This window comes from Candidatus Kuenenia sp., assembly GCF_039794105.1.
Taxonomy (GTDB): domain Bacteria; phylum Planctomycetota; class Brocadiia; order Brocadiales; family Brocadiaceae; genus Kuenenia.
On sequence record NZ_JBDIWA010000034.1, the window covers coordinates 20,277 to 37,277 of the forward strand.

The window sequence follows — 17,001 nt, forward strand, 5'->3', positions numbered from 1 at the left end:
CAAAAAATCGGGAATGCTTCCGTTTGAACAAGCAATGTTGTTTCCATCAACTTATTGAGAAGTTACGATACTATCAAGACTCTTTTGTACAAAGGCGTCATCCGGGTTTTGGGACAAATATTGCCTGAGCACGTTTATCGCCTTCTCAGAATCCCTTAGATATTGATAAACAATGGCCAACCATAAATAGCCAGTCCTTTGCTTAGGAAGAAGTTTGATTGCGTATTCAGCCGTTTCCTTTGCCTTTTGAAGAAGGCCTTTGTGTAGATACGCCTTTTCCAATTCATCCCAAATAAACGGCAATTCCGGCTGGATTTTCAGGGCATTGTTCAATGCATTTATTCCATCATCGAAACTGTTTCTTGCAAATTCTATTTTTGATTTTGCCAGAATTAATGATGTCTCATACATAGGAATATCTGAAGTTGGTACTCTATAGGGGAATAGATTCAAGATGTTACGCCTGTTTTCCGGAAATTCATGAAGATTATTTGTATTTATTTTTCTTTTATATAGTAACTCTTGTTCGAGAAATTTTTCAGCGGTTTCAATTTTGCCTTCTTCTATTAGGAGGTTTGTTAAAGAAATAATGCAATCCGCAATATATGACAACTCCAAATACTCACACCATTCAAAGAAAGAAGAAAGATCATAGTCAGTTATGAATGCATCTGCGAAATCAAATTCCTCTTTATCAATCGGCAGGTTCTCAAAATAGCTAAAATATGTCTGTATTGCTTTGTTTATTTCGCCTTTTCTGGTAAGAATTGATGCCTTTTTGCGATACAGCATAATGCTGTTTCCTAAACTCTTTAATCCTTTTTCCAGAACGATTAGTGCATTATCAAAATTCTCTTGAACATAGTATAGGTCGGCTAAACCAGTATAAATCCATTCCGCTAAAATTCTTGAAACAGCATCAGGATTTTCTTGACACAATGATATATCGTTTCCAGGGTAAAAAGTTTTTCCCTTAAGAAGATATACTAAAGCTTCAAATTCCTTTAATGCTTCCTCATACTCTTTTTTCAGGTAAAGCATCCTTGCTAACTGATATTTAACATATATTCTTTGACGATCATCCATTATGTATCTTAATGCTTGCCTGCATGCCTCAATTGTTTTTTTTTCACTATTTTGCATCACTATAATAAGAAAGTTTGCGTAATCTGACCATAGATCACCGTTTTCTGGAAATTTTTCTAATAAATCCATCCATAACTTACAAACTTCCTCCTCGCTTTTTGTGTATGAATAATAATTATAATCGCACCACATCCATAAAATCATGAGTTTAGATGTGTAATCTCGATCATTGTCAATGTCGCCTATAAATTTAATTTCTTTAACTAGAGTTTGGAGTGTCTGATAAAATTGCCCATTTTTGAATAAATTATTTTGTGGAAATTTCGACGCCCACGCATATCGTTGTAGTGTCTTATAAAATTGTTCATTCCCGAATATGTTATTCTCTGGGGAATCATTTGCAAAATAACCACGTAAAAGCCTTACGCCCAAAGCAAATCTATATTGTGGGTTTGTTTCTAAGGTATCTTCGTAAAATTTTTTTGCATCGGATAAACGATTGTCATTACATAAAAAGTCCATATATTTAATATGATATATACCGTGAGAATCCCAATGTAATAATTTTTTCAAGTTTTCCTCTATTAAAGCAGCACACTCTTTTAATTCTTGTGCATCACCTGTCTTTTGCAAAATCGAATATTTGGTAGTCAAAAGTCCATCCAGTGCACCCGGAGCACATTTTTTTGCAATACCTTCATTACATACATTAAGGGCTTTTTGATAGTTTTTTTCTCTGTAATAGAAAGGAGCTAAATAGCAATCTGTAAAACAGCTAACATCTAATTCCTGTGCTTTGTTGAAATATTCTTCTGCCATAACCGCATTGCCCGTGTCTTCATATGCCAGTGCTAAATGTAAGTAGCAAACAGGATTCCACGGTTGCAACTTTATTGCCTTTTTATATTCAACAATAGCATCTTGAATATTTCCTAATAAATTATGCAAAATATTTCCACTCAAAACATATCCAAACGCAACGTCACGCTTGAAATTCGATATACTTTTGCATTCGTCAAAACTTATTTTCTCCCCAATAAAAATCTTTGCAAAAATCCTCGCAAGCATGGCAGGGTAAAAGTCCGGTTCCTTTTCCAGGCAACTTTCAAACAGCTTAAGGCTTTCTTGTGCATTATATGGCAAAGTAAACAATCCAAACACATAGTCTTCCCTGAAATTCCATGTACCCTGCATATTGAAAGGCAGGTCTAAATAATCGTTATTATTGAGTTGAAAAAGTGCATTATTAATTAACAGGTTAGTCAATTTAAAGTCTGGGTTAATTGATTTTACTGCCTCAAAATCTCTTAAAGCATTTGCCCCTTCCCCATTTATTAAAAAAGCCATTCCTCTTTGAAGAAAAGCCCACCAATTATTCATATCATTTTGCAAAACTTTATCACATCTGCTAACGGCTCTTTGTATAATTTGCTCTCTTCCCACCAGAGGCCAATAACCTATACTTAAAGCAGCTTGACACAATAATACTTCCGCTTCATCAAGGAGTTGATTGACATAGGCAACCCTTTGCGCTTCGTTCTCTTTTTTCCGGTTGTGGTGATAGAAGGCAAAACACGCAAAGATTAAACACAGAACCAGAAACCCCATAGCCGTTTTTACCGGATTTCTGCGTATAGTTTTATACATTCTGAGAGTGAAGGGTGTTTTCCGTGCTATGACGGGCTTGAAGTCAAGGGCATTTCTTATATCATTGGCAAATTCAAGGGCTGAATTGTACCTCTCACAAGGGTTCTTTTTAAGGGTATGCAGCAAAATGGTATCCAAATCCTTTGAAAGTTTCGGACTGTATCTTCTTGGAGAAGGCGGTTCCTTTGATATGATCTTCGTTAAAACATCATTTATCGCCGCACCTTCAAATGGGGTATGGAATGTAAGGCACTCATAATAAGCTGCGCCTAATGAATATATATCGCTCCTGCGGTCAACTTTATCCGGGGATTGGATTTGTTCCGGCGACATATAATTCGGAGTTCCAAAAAGTTCGCCGGTAATGGTAATAGACTGATTTGTCTCGCTGTTCGCCAGCCCAAAATCAACTAATTTTGCATTGCCATCTGCGTCAATCAGGATGTTTGACGGCTTAATATCTCTGTGTAAAATTCCCTTGTTGTGTACATGATCCAATGCAGACGCAATATCTATGATTATTTTGCTAATGGTTTGAATATACTCATCGTCAATTACCGGCCTTCCTTGTTTAATATGCGATGTATCAACAGAATCGGTATTCTTCGTCCTGACATAATCAGAAAATAGAGCGCTGGCGTTTGTGTTTTGGTTTGATGAGCGCATGTCTGCAAGCACATTGCCTAATGAAGCGCCGTTTACGTATTCCATTGCGAAGTAGAAATATGGCCCGTGCCGCCCGGTTTCATAAATTTGCACAATATTGGGATGAGATATCTTTGCCAGCAGATTTGCCTCTCGTTTAAACCTTTCCAGCGTTTTACTGCGAATCCCGCTGACGTCGCTGATAACTTTAAGCGCCACATGCCTGTCCAACGAGGTTTGCCTGGCGAGAAAGACAGTTCCCATGCCGCCTGAGCCTATTAGCTCAAGTATTTCAAAGTCACCCATCTTTTGGCCAATAAGCTGATGTGCTAAACGGTCGTTTTCATCCTCTCCTGTAAGGGAAGCAAATAAACTGTTGATTTTTTCAAGATTTTCAATCCGTTTCTTGATCTCGTCTGCTATGTCAGGGTACTTTCTCAGGACATCATCTAGCCCTGGATCCTTCCCCTGCAACGTATCATCTATAAATTTTTGGACGATTTGGTCAAGTTGATTCATTTTACAGATTTTAGTACCTTATCAGTAATTTCTTCGAGGTTTTTGTAACACTTTAGTCTTTTGAAACTGGAAATTGTCATTTGTAGTGCGACGAGGTTCGTCGCACTATTTGAGTAGACCCTATTCCTTAATCGCACAACTTTTTTTTGGTGCGACGAACCTCGTCGCGCTACATGAATTTCGTGGGCTTAGAATCCCGATTGCTGGGACTTTTCAAAAAACTAAAGTGTTACAAGTTTTTGACAAAATATTTAATTGTGAAATCCGAATTTCTAAATCCGAAATCCGAAATAAATTCAAAATTTCAATTCCACCCCCTGCACCCCAATGTCATTAAGTTAAGCCACCTGCCTCAAAAGTCCCCCTTAGAAAAACGGTGGACATTCTCCCCCTTTGGAGGGGGTTGGGGGGGAGGACTTTGTAATTTATGCTTGTTTGGTTCCGGCTATGCTTGCTTAGGAATTATTGTTCTCTATTCTCGTAACACTTTAGTTTTTGAAACCGTAGGGGCGAAGCATTTGCCATAACTGGCATACATGCGTTCATGCCCAAACGGGCAAATGCTTCGCCCCTACATCGTGCAGCAAAACAATGTTACTATTGGAATTTTTCAAAAAACTAAAGTGCTACCTATTCTCCCCAAAAGCATTATTTAGGGCATTAAGCGCCCTTACCAGCAGCATCCGGGTGGCGTCCGGGCTTTTGCCCAATTTTTCACCAACTTGTTTTTGTGAAAGTCCTTCTGCCTTTGTTAACAGGATTACCTCCCGATATTTCGGCTTTAGTTTTTGCATAGCCTTTTCCAGTTTGTCAAGGTCCTCCTCTTTAGACAATATTTTGCTGGGTGTTGCTGAATCCATTGGTTCATATGTATGTACACTGCTGTCATCTTTTAATTGTTTATTGCTGCTTAAAGGCTGTTCCCTTCTATGGTCGCGCACCTGTGCCCTCATTTCGCCTATTTTGTCACGTATTCTGTTTTCCGCAATATGTGACAACCATCGTAAAAAATCACCTTCATTTTTATAGGTAAACTGTTTCAAATCACGAAAAGAACTCAATAATACGTCCTGAACCAGATCCATTGATTGCATTTTACTTCGCAATTCATTGCCCATGCGCATCCTGACGATTCTTAGAATACGCCCGCTGTATATTTCATATAGTTTTTCAATTGCCGGTTGATCACCAGACTTTGCAAGCATAACCAAATGAAGTGTTTGTGGATTAACGGATTCAGGCATGTTTTCATAATCTCCATAAATAAAGCCAGTTATAGCCGCAATAATATTTATTTTTCTAAAAAAGTCAATTAACTTCGTTCGGTTTTACAAATTTTTCCGCTATTAAGAGTAGGAGCATAAAAATTGTAGTTGTCAAAAAAACCTTTTTGAAAGGAGGTCTTAAATCGTTTAACGAATTATTTAGCCAGTAAGAAGGACAAGTAATATTAAAAATATTTTAAACATAAATTTAAAAGGAGTAATAAAAATGAAAAAAACAATCGCAATTTCACTTATTGTAGCAAGTGTGTTTATAGCCGCACTGACTTCTAAAGCAGATGATTACGTTCATGGATATTATAGAAACAATGGAACCTATGTTAAACCACATTATAGGTCAAACCCTGATAGAAATTTTTATAACAACTGGAGTACATACCCGAATATCAACCCATACTCAGGAACAAGAGGCACAAGAAGAACTACAAATTATCAAATAAGTAATTCATTTTCTACGCCAAAGTATTCTTATTCCTCAGGGAGACAATATTCATCCTCAAACTCTTTTGGTAACTTTTTTGGAGGAAGATAAATTAATTATTTCACGACTTGTTCCCAAACTCTTGTTTGGGAACAAGCAGTCAACCTGTCACTACAGTATTGAAAGCCGCCTAAAGCTTAATTTTAAAAGGAAGGAGTAAATATGAAAAAGCTGTTATTTGTATTGCCATTTTTGTTTGCCTGTAGTGTTGCCTTTGGATATGACTACGTAGATGTATCTGGTAAGGTAAAAAATATGGAAGGAATGGAACTTGAGGATGTTGTTATAAGACTCGACAACGATTCAGACCATTACAGGGCAACGACCGACTGGAACGGCGATTTTGAACTATATGACGTTGTAGTAAACACTTATACTGTTACATGCGAGAAACAAGGGTATATCACCTCCACACAAGAAATAACAATCAATGGCGATAGTTATGAAATGAATATCGGAAGTTTTTATTTAGAAAAAGACATTGCATCTGGTATGTCAGGCGCATGGGAAGGATATTTGAAAACTTGTATATGGGATTTAGACGTATCAATAACCATAACACAAACCGACGATATTATATCGGGAACGATATTGGCAAATGGCCGCCCGTTTGGGAAATTAACCGGAACGGTATCCGGGGATGATATAGAATTTGAAATTGAGAAATCAGCGCCATGCAGGGGATTTATCGAAGGAAATGGATTTGTTACAGAAGAAAAAATTATACTCGTATTTACTGATGGCATGGATTGCCAGGGCGAACAAAACGTTGGAAATTGTGAATTGTGGAAAGCGGAGTAAATGGAAATTAAGATTAATATAGAAAGGAAGGGTAAAATGAAAAGGGGAATATTGTTATTTATTGTGTCTTTGGTGTGTATTGTTTTTATGGTAAAAAGTGATGCATACGCCTTAGTAAGTGATGGTTTAGAGGGAACATGGAAGGGTTATTATTCATCGAGTATACTTTCCAGCACAAGTGTAACTGTAAAGCTGAAAAAAAAGAGCAGCACAAAATACAGCGGTACTTATAAGGCAGGAAATGGCGCAAAGGGAAAGATTATCTTAAAAATAAAGGACAGCGGTAAGCAGAGGATAAAAATGAAATCAACCACATCAGGTTGTTCCGGCTCTTACAGAGGCAATATAACATATAATGATGGATCATATATAGAATTCGATTTTACCGGTAACGATTGCTCTGGGTCGCACAAAAACGGAGAGGGGTATGTGGAAAAACAGTAGAGATTGTCAGGACGAGCAAAGCTTATGGAATTGGGAGTTGTGGAGAGAGAAATAAGTATCCAGAAGTGCAGAAGTGACATCCTGAGTCTCCTGGCAATCTCCGTTCACAGAAATAGCGCCTTCAATTATGTATGGTGCGTAAGAGATGGACACGAATATGATGGCAATGAGTGGTGATTGAGTTTTCTTAAAGTATCTTGCATCAGAAGGTTGATTATTAAGGAGGGGCGCACCTAATCAGGCTGTCCGCGAAACATACAAAAGTAACCTCTTGCGGAGCATCAAGGAAAATGTAATAATCCCAACTCATTACAGATAATATGCAAAATGATGGATTCTACATGTGAAATTATCTGTTTTTCTGAAGAGTAGGCAATAGTAAAAAAGCAATGAGGGACTTTAATACGATGTTATCTATAAACTTAGCAATTATTGGTTAGGCGAAAAGTTATGAGGACTAGGGAACTCTTAAACGATCAACAGGCAGATAGCCATAGGGTGCAGAAAGCCGTTAGGCTTCTCGACTATTTGACACGACTTGCTTTACTTCGCGCAAAGCTGATCCGCGACATTGCCGAATACGAGAATGTCCTTTGGCTATCAAACGTTCCACATGAGCGGGGGTGCTTTACGCAGGCATGGGGGAGCGATGAGGAACATGAGATGGATGAATGGCTGGAAGTGCAAAACCGGCGAGAGCCAGAATTGCCTGCCATTCCCATTCAATGCAAAGACTGGGTTAACCAGTCGGCGCTCTGCAATAAGAGTGATTTGCCGGAACTCCTCCCAGAAATTACCCAACAAGTCCAAAATCCCGACTGGCGCGAAGGATCGCATCAGCCGGAAACCATGCCACGCACTGAACGCCTTGGCGAACATCCTGAAGTTTTGCGGGCATGGGAACGTTATGTTGAAGACAAGTGGCTACCATGGACGGAAGATCACAATGCGTGGGAAAAAATCCACCGTGTCTATTCCGAGCTTTTTGCCATTCATCAAGAGCAACTCAGGCTTGGCGAGGAATACGAACTCGTACTTGGGTTGGGTCTGCTTACCTGGCAGACGCCCACTGGGCAGCGCGTCAGACGTCACTTGGTTGTCGCGGATGCCATTTTGGAGTTTGAAGCTCATCTGGGTAAATTCACCGTTCGGCCTCATACCGAAGGGGCAAAACTCCGGCCAGAATTCGACATGTTGGATGTCGAGGAACAACCGCCGCGCGCCGAAGAAACTGCGAAGTCTTCGTTGGCAGGAGAAGAAGACGATCCATGGGAAAAAGGGGGCATTGAAAGCGTGCTTAAGGCGTTGGTGCATTCGATCGACTCCCAAGGTGAGTATGACGACTCCTTGGCGGCGAAAAGCATCCGTGTATCAGCGAAGCCAGTTGTCGAATATGCTCCCGCTTTGATCCTACGAAAGCGCTCCGCAAAGGGTCTTACCGAAACCTTGAAACGGATCAAGGGGCGGATCGAAAATGGCGAAGGCATCCCTGACTTATTCGCGGACCTTGCCGAGATTTCCAACAAGAATGATTACGAAACGGGCGATGGCTTGGAAGAATCAAGCAGCGCATTCGATGGAGAAGTTTTCTTCCCAAAGCCATCGAACGAAGATCAACGACGTATCGTTGACAAGATTCGTGCGGAAAATGGCGTTCTTGTGCAGGGGCCTCCCGGTACGGGAAAATCTCATACTATCGCGAATCTCATTTGCCATTTGCTCGCCACTGGCCAGCGAACGCTTATCACCGCCAAGACGCCGCGTGCTCTTCAGGTACTTGAAGGACTCATCCCGAAAGAATTACGCCCTCTCTGCATCAACTTGCTTGGCAGCGGTCTTGAGGAGCGGCGATCTTTGGAATCCAGCGTCGGCGGCATACTCCGCAAGAATGATGAATGGAAAGAGGATCGGGCTAAACATGAGCGAACGGAACTAGAAGATCGACTCCAAAGCCTCCGGCAGGAGAGAGCCAAGGTTAACCGGCGGCTCCGCGATATCCGGGAATCCGAAACCCAACCCCAATCCATTGCGGACGGAACATATCGAGGCACGGCAGCCCGAATAGCGGAGGCCGTCAACCGTGACAGAAGCCTTTACGAATGGTTCACGGACACCATCCCCTTGGACAAGACCTGTCAGTTATCCGCCAGCGATTTGCGTGGTTTTCTTGCGGACATTCGTTGTTTTGCACCAGAAAAGCGTCAAGAATTGAGCCTTGAATGGCCAAATGCCTTGCCTTCCACAGAACAGTTGGCCAATCTTGCTAAGAACGAGGTGAAAGCGACTGAGGACGAAAGCAACTCGGTAATCGGGGCAGATGAACGTATCGCCGATCTGATATCAAAGGGCAATTTCGCGACCATCGAAACGATTCGTGACGCTTTCTCCAATTTTCGCGACGCACGAAGAAGGATGATGGCGTCGCCCCATTCATGGATGGCAGATGCATTACGCGATATCTTGGGAGGTAATTCATCCTTGTGGTGCGAGCTTTTCCGTATCACGGGAGATGCTATTGCATCAGTCGAAACTGTAGTCACAATCGCTGACAATACAAGTATTGTTTTCCCAGACAATACCAATATCAGTACGCTACGAGAAGATGCCAGAAAACTGAAAGAGCACATGGAGGGTGGAGGGAAGCTGGGTTGGGGCCCATTTCGGCCCAAAGAGGTCAAAGAGCGCCTCCATGTAATCAAGACTGTGCGTATTGGAGGACGGTCTTGTTCCGCTGTCGAACATTTTTCAAATCTTTCCGATGTATTGCATGTCCGGATCGAGTGTGAGAAGGCGTGGGGGTTCTGGGTGGGGCGAACCGATAAGATTCAAGGCCCTTATGCTCTACAATTGACTGCGCTCAAATCACTGTGTGACGCTCTTGAAAATGCCTTGTCGCTTGAAACGCTCATTGGAGAATGCCGTGGGATCATACGCCAGTTTCAGGCTATAAGCGAACCCTTTTGGGCTGACGAATCTCAGGTTGAAAGGATAATCGCGTCATGCGGCCTTGCGCATATCCGTCTCCGCAAGCAGCTTGTAGCTGAAGAAATACAAAGCATTGAGGCTCCGGTATCGTACGTTGCCGCCATGGGCAACGCACATCCGGTAACGAACGAATTGCTACACGCGATTCGTGACCGCAATGTAGATGGATTCGCGAATGCCGCGAGCAAGATTCAGGAATTGGAAAAGGAGCGTCAGCGCCTTCAGAAGATGGATGAATACCTCTCGAAAATGCGCCACCTACTCCCACGTCTCACGGATGAATTGATGCGAACCTGTGACGAGCCATATTGGGATGAGCGACTTCAACAAATTGGAAACGCTTGGCATTGGGCGCAGGCGCAATATTGGATTGAGGAATACATACGGCAGGAGGACATCCCTGCCCTCGCCAAGCACGCCAAACAGATCGAGGACGAGATCAACGCCATTATAGCTAAACTCGCCTCGCTCCATGCCTGGTCATTTTGCTTTTCCCGACTCAATAGCAATCATCGACGCCATATGGAAGCCTGGCAGCAGTCTATGAGGCGGCTTGGTAAAGGCACAGGAAAACACGCGCCACGCCACAGGCGTGAAGCTCAACAGCACCTCAATGAGTGCCGTGAGGCGGTTCCGGCATGGGTTATGCCTCTCCACCGAGTTTGGGACACGGTGGATCCCGTACCTGGTATGTTTGATGTCATTATCATAGATGAGGCATCGCAATGCGGAGTAGAGGCACTTCCTCTATTTTATCTAGGCAAGAAGGTATTAATTGTTGGCGATGATAAGCAGATCAGCCCGGCTGCTGTAGGCTTGCCTCGAGATGCCGTGCATCGTTTGATGGAGGAGTTCCTACATGATTTCCAATTCAAGTCGTCATTCGATGTCGAAAGCAGCCTGTTTGATCACGGTAAACTTCGCTATGGAACTCAACGAATTACCCTACGCGAGCACTTCCGCTGCATGCCGGAGATTATTCGTTTCAGCAATGACCTTTGCTATTCAGATACGCCGTTGATTCCCTTGAGGCAATATGGGCCTAACCGATTAGCTCCTCTTGAACTTGTTTTTGTAAATGGAGGGTATCGCGAAGGTTCATACAACCGGACGATCAATCGCCCTGAGGCCGAAGCCATCGTTAAAAAGATCGTCGAACTGTGTGGCGACACCAGGTATGACGACAAGTCGATGGGCGTGGTTGTGCTTCAAGGTGAAGCACAGGCGGCTTTGATTGAGAACCAATTGCTTGAACAGTTGGGTGCCGAGGAAATGGAGCAGCGGCATTTGGTCTGCGGTAATCCATACAGTTTTCAGGGTGATGAGCGCGACATCATGTTGCTATCGCTTGTTGCGGCCAACAATGAAAGAATTGGCCCTCTAACGAAGGCTTCGGACGAACGGCGGTTCAATGTCGCCGCCAGCCGCGCCCGCGACCAGATGATCCTGTTCTACTCTGTCACTTGTGACGATCTCAGCGCCTCCTGTCTTCGTCGACGACTCCTTGGTTTCTTCGAGAACACGAAACCACAACAGATTGCCGGAATTGAGCGTAATGAGCTTGAGCGGCGCACCTTTCAAGATAATCGACGAGTTGTAAATCCCCCCGAGCCATTTGAAAGTTGGTTTGAGATAGATGTTGCATTGGAGTTGGCGCGGCGGGGTTTCAACGTCATTCCGCAGTATGAAATCGCTGGCAAGCGAATAGATATTGTTATAGAAGGAGGCAACGCGCGCCTGGCAGTCGAGTGTGACGGTGACCATTGGCATGGCCCCAACCGATACGAAGAGGATATGCAACGCCAGCTGCAATTAAAGCGGTGCGGCTGGGAGTTCTTCCGCGTCAGAGAATCGGCCTTCTACTCTAACAAAGATGACGCGCTAAAAGGGCTTTGGCGTGCGCTGGAGGAACGAGAGATTTTCCCCAAGTCATGAAGCGCGAATACAAGGAGAGCATGGGGTCACATCTTGATTAGTGATTATGTGTTTGGATAATTAGGGGGCACTTCCCATATTGCTTGCTTGATCTTGTTTGGGAAAATAAGGGAAGTGTCCCTATATTTAAAAACCAAAGCATTCGTAGCGATGTCATTTGATAAGACCTTGCTCCCCGTCTACGAGAATGCAATAGCACCGGACATTGAAGCCATGGGTTATCGGCCATATCGGGTGGACTCGTAGCCGCATCTTGAACGAATTGATGCGAAAACCATTGCCGAGATACGAAACTCTGGATTTATTGTAGCGGATGTAACGCAGCAAAAGCCTGGAGTCTATTATGAGGCAGGTTTTGCATACGGCTTAGGGCTGCCTGTCATCTGGTGTGTCCGACATGATGACTCGCAGAATATCAATTTCGATACAAGGTAATACAATCACATCGTATGGGAAAATGAACCGGAATTGAGAGAAAAGCTGGAAGATTTCATCCTCGCAACCATTGGAAAGAAAGTGACTTAACCATTAGGTCAACAGGATGCTCCTTACGGCGCGCCCGTTACCCAAGCCGTTAAATAATAAAAATTGCAATAAATACATTGGTTAAAAATGTTACAAGAGAAAAATGTTTTTTTAAAACCATCTATTGGATCAAGACCTCATGTAGTAATTCTTGGGGCTGGTGCGAGCAGGGCGGCAATGCCACAAGGGGATAAATATGGCAAAAAAATTCCCTTACTTGACGAATTACCCAATATAAAAGGGGTAGTTGCAGAGTGGAAGGAGTTAATGGAAAATGCTTGCCCGCCACCTGGAAACTTTGAAAGCCAATTTTCATGGCTTAAACAAAAAGACATTTATTCTTCTCAATTATTAAAAATTGAAAAAACAATTGTATCTTATTTTGAAAGTTTGCACTTACCTGATTATCCAACGATATATGATTATCTTGTATTAGGACTTCGTTCAAAAGACATTATTGCCACATTTAATTGGGATCCATTCCTAATCCAAGCTTATAGAAGAAATAAAGATGTAGCAAAGTTACCTGATATACGTTTTTTACATGGTTGTGTAGCTTTTGCAACATGCAATGAGCATGATATTTTAGGTGTACCATCTGAGATATGCACAATATGTAATACAACATTAAAACAAAGCAAACTATTTTATCCTGTTGAAAATAAAGATTATACTAATGATAATTTAATAAAAAGAGATTGGGAAAAGGTTACAGAAAAATTAAAAGAAGCATTTCAAATAACCATATTTGGTTATTCTGGACCAGCCACAGATTTTAATGCTCGTCAGCTTTTACTTGAAAATTGGAATCCTACACCAACAAATAATTTCAAACAGTTTTGTCATGCGGAAATTATTGATATAAAAAAACAAGAGGAAATTGTTAAATGTTGGAAAAATTATTTCCCTCTTGGGCATAGTATTATTAATTCAGATTTTTGGAAATCATCTATAGCTATCTGGCCAAGAAGGACTTTTGAATGGAAGTATTCTGTTTCTATTGAAGGTAAGTTCTTAAGAAATGGAGAGCATTATAAAACGGACTCATTGAAAGACCTTCAAGACTGGTTTTCAAAACTTTATTATGAGGAAAAATTTGATATCTAACAAATTGTTCAAGAGGGATTTTGGTTGCGCTGGCGCTCCACCAAAACCCCATAATTTAAAGTTAGGAGTCTTTGTGATCACGAAGAAAATTAACAAGGAAATGGAAGAAAAATTGCTCAAAATAATTTATGAGCGATATGCCGTAATTTGAAAACTTTTATATGTGGATTGTAAATAGGAGACATAATAAGTGTCCGATCTAAGGGAATGGGGGTTCGTAGCGGATATGAACTGTAGCGGCTCAACCACAATTAGTGACGTGTGGTTGTGGTTTAAGTGGCTTTGTTTTTATCCTGGAGATTACTTATTGTACTATTTAATTCATAGTTGGCCAGAATTCGCTGCGTTCCTTGAGATCACGTGCAATAATTACGGTGGAGTATTTTCAGGTATCGTTGTCTTTGTGATTATTATGGTGATTAGATATTCGATTGATAGATACACCAATTATCACAAAAAACAAATGACTGAAAATCAAAATGTAGACTGCTATTATTGCAAAGAGAAAATTAAACAAAATGCAAAGATATGCTTTCACTGTGGGCACTATCAGAAAAAGCGTATCCAGTGGTTTAACCAGTATATTAATCATGTTGCGACGTTCATTTCTATTTTTCTTTTAGTTGTTGCTTATTGGCAATATAATGAAGCAAAAAAAGAGCGTGAAGATGCGAAAAAGGCTTTAGAACATGCCCAACAAGCCGAGAAAAAAATTTCCGATGCCAGCAAAGCTATAGCAAAAGTCCTTCTTGCCCAAAGCACGCTAGAGGCTAGTCTTGATAGCTTTGATGTATTAAAGTTTTTTCCAAAAATTATGCAAAATGAGGCAAAATCGTTGCTCGATACTATTGAAGTTAATCCCGAAGAACGACAAAAAATTTATGAATCAAGCAACCTCTTAAAAATGTGGCAACAAACTATTGACCCAGTAAGAAAAGAAGAACTGGAAAAGGAAATAGAACAGTTAATCAACCAATAAAGATGAAAAAGGTTGCTTTCCCCATATTCATAAATGTTTTAGTACGGCAAAGAGACATGTCATTGTTGTGAATTTCAGTTATTTGGAGATAGTTTTGGATGGCAGAATACCAAATCAAAGTAACTGCGGTAGGAATTAGAATCAACGACTATTGCCATGACTACTCAATAAATATGATAGATTAATAAAACTCAACGAGGAGAATAAAAGATATGAAAATAAAAGTTATACTGGAGCAAGGAGAAGATGGCTACTTTGCTGCATATTGTCCATCGTTAAAAAGCTGTTGGAGTCAGGGAAGGACAGAAGAGGAGGCATTGCAGAATATTCGGGAAGCAATAGAATTATATTTAGAACCGGATGAGGAGTTAACAGAAGACAGTAAGCATAAAGTTTATGAAGTGGCGATATGAAACTCCCGATATTATCAGGACGAGAGGTTTTGGCAGCTTTAAAACGGATGGAATTTAAAGAAATTAATCGAAAAGGCAGCCATGAGGTAATTCTGGGGACACCATACTTAATTATTGATTCTGTGTTGAAAGATGGTTAAGCTTTCGCTGTGTCAGGATTTCGGACGGTGGAATTCTGATTGCAGATGGTTTTAATTCTGAAGGTGTATAAAGAAAAAGAAAGGAAAAATTGCATGGCATTAACCAGGAAAAAATCAAAAAAGCAGACAGTTACATTTCCACTGAGTGTTTTTGAAACCGCTGATACAAAAGAAGACCTTGAAGACTGGCTTCTATCACAAAATCCTGAGTTTATAAAAATAATGCGCAAAGCAAGACAGGATGATATGCAGGGAAAAGGAAAAGACTGGCAATCCCTCTGGGAAGAACTATGTATAAAATAACGTTTTTACCCGATGCCGAGGACACTTTTAGAAAATTAGATAAACCTGTACAAAAAAGGATTGCCCAAAAGATTGACTGGCTTGCTGAAAACGCCGACAAAGTAATCCATCATCCTCTCAAATCTCTACCTGATGATTTACGCGGACTTTGCAAAGTCAGGGTTGGGGATTATCGTGTAATTTACTGGGTTTATGACGATGCAAAACATATAAAGATTTACGAGATTGAACATAGAGGCAAAGACTATCATTCTATAAAAGGTTGATGTTGGGTTTCGCTTTGCTTTGGCAATTAGGGGACACTTCCCATATTTCTTGTTTGATCTGGTGGATAAATATGGGAAGTATCCCTATATTTCATAAATGTTTTAGTACGACAAAGAGACATGTCCTTGTTGTGGATTTCAGTTATTTGGAGATAGTTTTGGATGGCAGAATACCAAATCAAAGTAACTGCGGTAGGAATTAGAATCAACGACTATTGCCATGACTACTCGATAAATATGATAGGTTAATAAAACTCAACGAGGAGAATAAAAGATATGAAAATAAAAGTTATACTGGAGCAAGGAGAGGATGGTTATTTTGTAGCATGTTGTCCATCGTTAAAAAGCTGTTGGAGTCAGGGAAGGACAGAAGAGGAGGCATTGCAGAATATTCGGGAAGCAATAGAATTATATTTAGAACCTGACGAGGAGTTAACAGAAAACAGTAAGCATAAAGTTTATGAAGTGGCGATATGAAACTCCCGATATTATCAGGACGAGAGGTTTTGGCAGCTTTAAAACGGACGGAATTTAACGAAATTAATCGAAAAGGCAGCCATGTAAAAATGAAGCACCCGGATGGTAGGAAAATAGTTTTCCCATTTCATGGCGAAGTTGATAGATCTACCCTAAAAGGAGCTCTTAGAGATGCAGAGATTGATATTGAGGAGTTTATGCAGAATCTGTAAGATTAGTTTTTATAAAGGGGGTGATCGGTAAAAGTTTTTAGCTTAAAAGGTACAAGGATCACAAATAGAAAACGCCTAACAATTCAATGCAGCGGACGGCAAAAACCGCCGCCGTTAAGAACCGATGAGCTTGGTGTTCTGCTTGAATGAAACTTTATGATTTAGGGAAACGGTGATGAAAGTAAACTTTGAATGGGATGACGAGAAGGCAAAAAGAATCTCAAAAAGCACAGAGTTAGTTTTGAAGAGGCGACAACGGTTTTCCTTGATCCTTTTTCAATGACGATTTCTGATCCAGACCATTCAGTGGATGTGCAACGGTATATTGACATCGGAAGCTCTGATAAGGGTCATGTGTTGGTAGTGGTTTATACTGAGCGAAGTTCAAATATTCGTATTATCAGTTGTCGCAAGGCAAGCCAGTCGGAGCTGTCACTTTATGAAGAAGGAGGTAAATAAAATGGCACAGCTTGAGAATAACGATATGCGCGCTGAATATGATTTCAGTAGTGGAGTACGTGGTAAGCATTATAGAGCCATGCAGGCTGGATATACAATTACTGTTCATGAAGCGAATGGCACTACTGTTGTTAAGGAGGTGACGCCAAAAGAGGGGGCGGTTATACTAGACCTAAAACAAGCGTGATTTAACCATCTACACACAATGGGATAATATTTTGGACTATTATGCGTCTCTAAATGTATTTTTTGTTTGTTTCGTCGCGAAAACACCTTACTAAAAAGAAAAATATT

At 41.0% G+C, this 17,001-nt stretch carries 16 protein-coding genes and 1 pseudogene; 15 read left to right on the forward strand and 2 right to left on the reverse strand.

Going from position 1 to position 17,001, the window contains the following annotated elements:
* Positions 1-51: 51 nt before the first annotated feature.
* Positions 52-3,897: a protein kinase gene (locus tag ABJL82_RS13635; protein ID WP_347275248.1), complete on the reverse strand. Its 3,846-nt coding sequence runs from the start codon at positions 3,895-3,897 to the stop codon at positions 52-54.
* A 626-nt stretch (positions 3,898-4,523) separates the two neighbouring features.
* Complete coding sequence (locus ABJL82_RS13640; protein WP_347275249.1) at positions 4,524-5,141, reverse strand: sigma-70 family RNA polymerase sigma factor; 618 nt, start codon at positions 5,139-5,141, stop codon at positions 4,524-4,526.
* 247 nt (positions 5,142-5,388) lie between these two features.
* Here ABJL82_RS13640 and ABJL82_RS13645 point away from each other — a divergent pair, with 247 nt between their 5' ends.
* From ABJL82_RS13645 to ABJL82_RS13715, 15 genes and pseudogenes are all read left to right on the forward strand, one after another.
* Positions 5,389-5,712, forward strand: coding sequence for a hypothetical protein (locus ABJL82_RS13645; RefSeq protein ID WP_157820478.1), 324 nt, complete (start codon positions 5,389-5,391; stop codon positions 5,710-5,712).
* 111 nt (positions 5,713-5,823) lie between these two features.
* On the forward strand, positions 5,824-6,462 hold the full coding sequence (locus ABJL82_RS13650; RefSeq protein WP_347275250.1) for a carboxypeptidase-like regulatory domain-containing protein: 639 nt from the start codon (positions 5,824-5,826) through the stop codon (positions 6,460-6,462).
* A gap of 36 nt (positions 6,463-6,498) precedes the next feature.
* Positions 6,499-6,906: a hypothetical protein gene (locus ABJL82_RS13655; RefSeq protein WP_347275251.1), complete on the forward strand. Its 408-nt coding sequence runs from the start codon at positions 6,499-6,501 to the stop codon at positions 6,904-6,906.
* 24 nt (positions 6,907-6,930) lie between these two features.
* Positions 6,931-7,083: a hypothetical protein gene (locus ABJL82_RS13660; RefSeq protein WP_347275252.1), complete on the forward strand. Its 153-nt coding sequence runs from the start codon at positions 6,931-6,933 to the stop codon at positions 7,081-7,083.
* Between the two features lie 273 nt (positions 7,084-7,356).
* Positions 7,357-11,826 (forward strand): AAA domain-containing protein, encoded by a 4,470-nt coding sequence (locus ABJL82_RS13665; RefSeq protein WP_347275253.1) that lies wholly within the window; start codon positions 7,357-7,359, stop codon positions 11,824-11,826.
* 612 nt (positions 11,827-12,438) lie between these two features.
* Positions 12,439-13,458, forward strand: coding sequence for a hypothetical protein (locus ABJL82_RS13670; protein ID WP_347275254.1), 1,020 nt, complete (start codon positions 12,439-12,441; stop codon positions 13,456-13,458).
* Positions 13,459-13,648: 190 nt separating this feature from the next.
* Positions 13,649-14,437: a hypothetical protein gene (locus ABJL82_RS13675; protein ID WP_347275255.1), complete on the forward strand. Its 789-nt coding sequence runs from the start codon at positions 13,649-13,651 to the stop codon at positions 14,435-14,437.
* Positions 14,438-14,649: 212 nt separating this feature from the next.
* A complete protein-coding gene (locus ABJL82_RS13680) occupies positions 14,650-14,850 on the forward strand; it encodes a type II toxin-antitoxin system HicB family antitoxin (protein WP_347275256.1) in 201 nt (66 codons plus the stop codon).
* Positions 14,847-14,990, forward strand: a complete 144-nt coding sequence (locus ABJL82_RS13685) for a hypothetical protein (RefSeq protein WP_347275257.1) — start codon at positions 14,847-14,849, stop codon at positions 14,988-14,990. The genes ABJL82_RS13680 and ABJL82_RS13685 overlap by 4 nt, the downstream gene beginning before the upstream one ends.
* A gap of 93 nt (positions 14,991-15,083) precedes the next feature.
* Complete coding sequence (locus ABJL82_RS13690; protein ID WP_347275258.1) at positions 15,084-15,293, forward strand: hypothetical protein; 210 nt, start codon at positions 15,084-15,086, stop codon at positions 15,291-15,293.
* Complete coding sequence (locus ABJL82_RS13695) at positions 15,281-15,559, forward strand: type II toxin-antitoxin system RelE/ParE family toxin (protein ID WP_347275259.1); 279 nt, start codon at positions 15,281-15,283, stop codon at positions 15,557-15,559. The genes ABJL82_RS13690 and ABJL82_RS13695 overlap by 13 nt, the downstream gene beginning before the upstream one ends.
* Before the next feature lie 276 nt (positions 15,560-15,835).
* The gene (locus ABJL82_RS13700) at positions 15,836-16,036 is read left to right on the forward strand and encodes a type II toxin-antitoxin system HicB family antitoxin (RefSeq protein WP_347275260.1); all 201 of its coding nucleotides are present in this window, start codon (positions 15,836-15,838) and stop codon (positions 16,034-16,036) included.
* The gene (locus ABJL82_RS13705; RefSeq protein ID WP_347275262.1) at positions 16,033-16,248 is read left to right on the forward strand and encodes a type II toxin-antitoxin system HicA family toxin; all 216 of its coding nucleotides are present in this window, start codon (positions 16,033-16,035) and stop codon (positions 16,246-16,248) included. Before ABJL82_RS13700 ends, ABJL82_RS13705 begins: the two co-directional genes overlap by 4 nt.
* Positions 16,249-16,518: 270 nt before the next feature.
* Positions 16,519-16,707, forward strand: a pseudogene (locus ABJL82_RS13710) (BrnT family toxin); the annotation flags it as partial.
* A 1-nt stretch (position 16,708) separates the two neighbouring features.
* Entirely contained in the window at positions 16,709-16,894 is a 186-nt protein-coding gene (locus ABJL82_RS13715) for a hypothetical protein (RefSeq protein ID WP_347275263.1), read from the forward strand.
* Positions 16,895-17,001: the final 107 nt, after the last annotated feature.

Coding starts and splice junctions, on each gene's coding strand:
- ABJL82_RS13655 (WP_347275251.1), top strand. CDS start 6,499: ATGAAAAGGGGAATATTGTTATTTATTGTGTCTTTGGTGTGTATTGTT.
- ABJL82_RS13665 (WP_347275253.1), top strand. CDS start 7,357: ATGAGGACTAGGGAACTCTTAAACGATCAACAGGCAGATAGCCATAGG.
- ABJL82_RS13695 (WP_347275259.1), top strand. CDS start 15,281: ATGTATAAAATAACGTTTTTACCCGATGCCGAGGACACTTTTAGAAAA.
- ABJL82_RS13640 (WP_347275249.1), bottom strand. CDS start 5,141: ATGCCTGAATCCGTTAATCCACAAACACTTCATTTGGTTATGCTTGCA.
- ABJL82_RS13645 (WP_157820478.1), top strand. CDS start 5,389: ATGAAAAAAACAATCGCAATTTCACTTATTGTAGCAAGTGTGTTTATA.
- ABJL82_RS13635 (WP_347275248.1), bottom strand. CDS start 3,897: ATGAATCAACTTGACCAAATCGTCCAAAAATTTATAGATGATACGTTG.
- ABJL82_RS13700 (WP_347275260.1), top strand. CDS start 15,836: ATGAAAATAAAAGTTATACTGGAGCAAGGAGAGGATGGTTATTTTGTA.
- ABJL82_RS13685 (WP_347275257.1), top strand. CDS start 14,847: ATGAAACTCCCGATATTATCAGGACGAGAGGTTTTGGCAGCTTTAAAA.
- ABJL82_RS13680 (WP_347275256.1), top strand. CDS start 14,650: ATGAAAATAAAAGTTATACTGGAGCAAGGAGAAGATGGCTACTTTGCT.
- ABJL82_RS13690 (WP_347275258.1), top strand. CDS start 15,084: ATGGCATTAACCAGGAAAAAATCAAAAAAGCAGACAGTTACATTTCCA.
- ABJL82_RS13715 (WP_347275263.1), top strand. CDS start 16,709: ATGGCACAGCTTGAGAATAACGATATGCGCGCTGAATATGATTTCAGT.
- ABJL82_RS13650 (WP_347275250.1), top strand. CDS start 5,824: ATGAAAAAGCTGTTATTTGTATTGCCATTTTTGTTTGCCTGTAGTGTT.
- ABJL82_RS13670 (WP_347275254.1), top strand. CDS start 12,439: ATGTTACAAGAGAAAAATGTTTTTTTAAAACCATCTATTGGATCAAGA.
- ABJL82_RS13660 (WP_347275252.1), top strand. CDS start 6,931: ATGGAATTGGGAGTTGTGGAGAGAGAAATAAGTATCCAGAAGTGCAGA.
- ABJL82_RS13705 (WP_347275262.1), top strand. CDS start 16,033: ATGAAACTCCCGATATTATCAGGACGAGAGGTTTTGGCAGCTTTAAAA.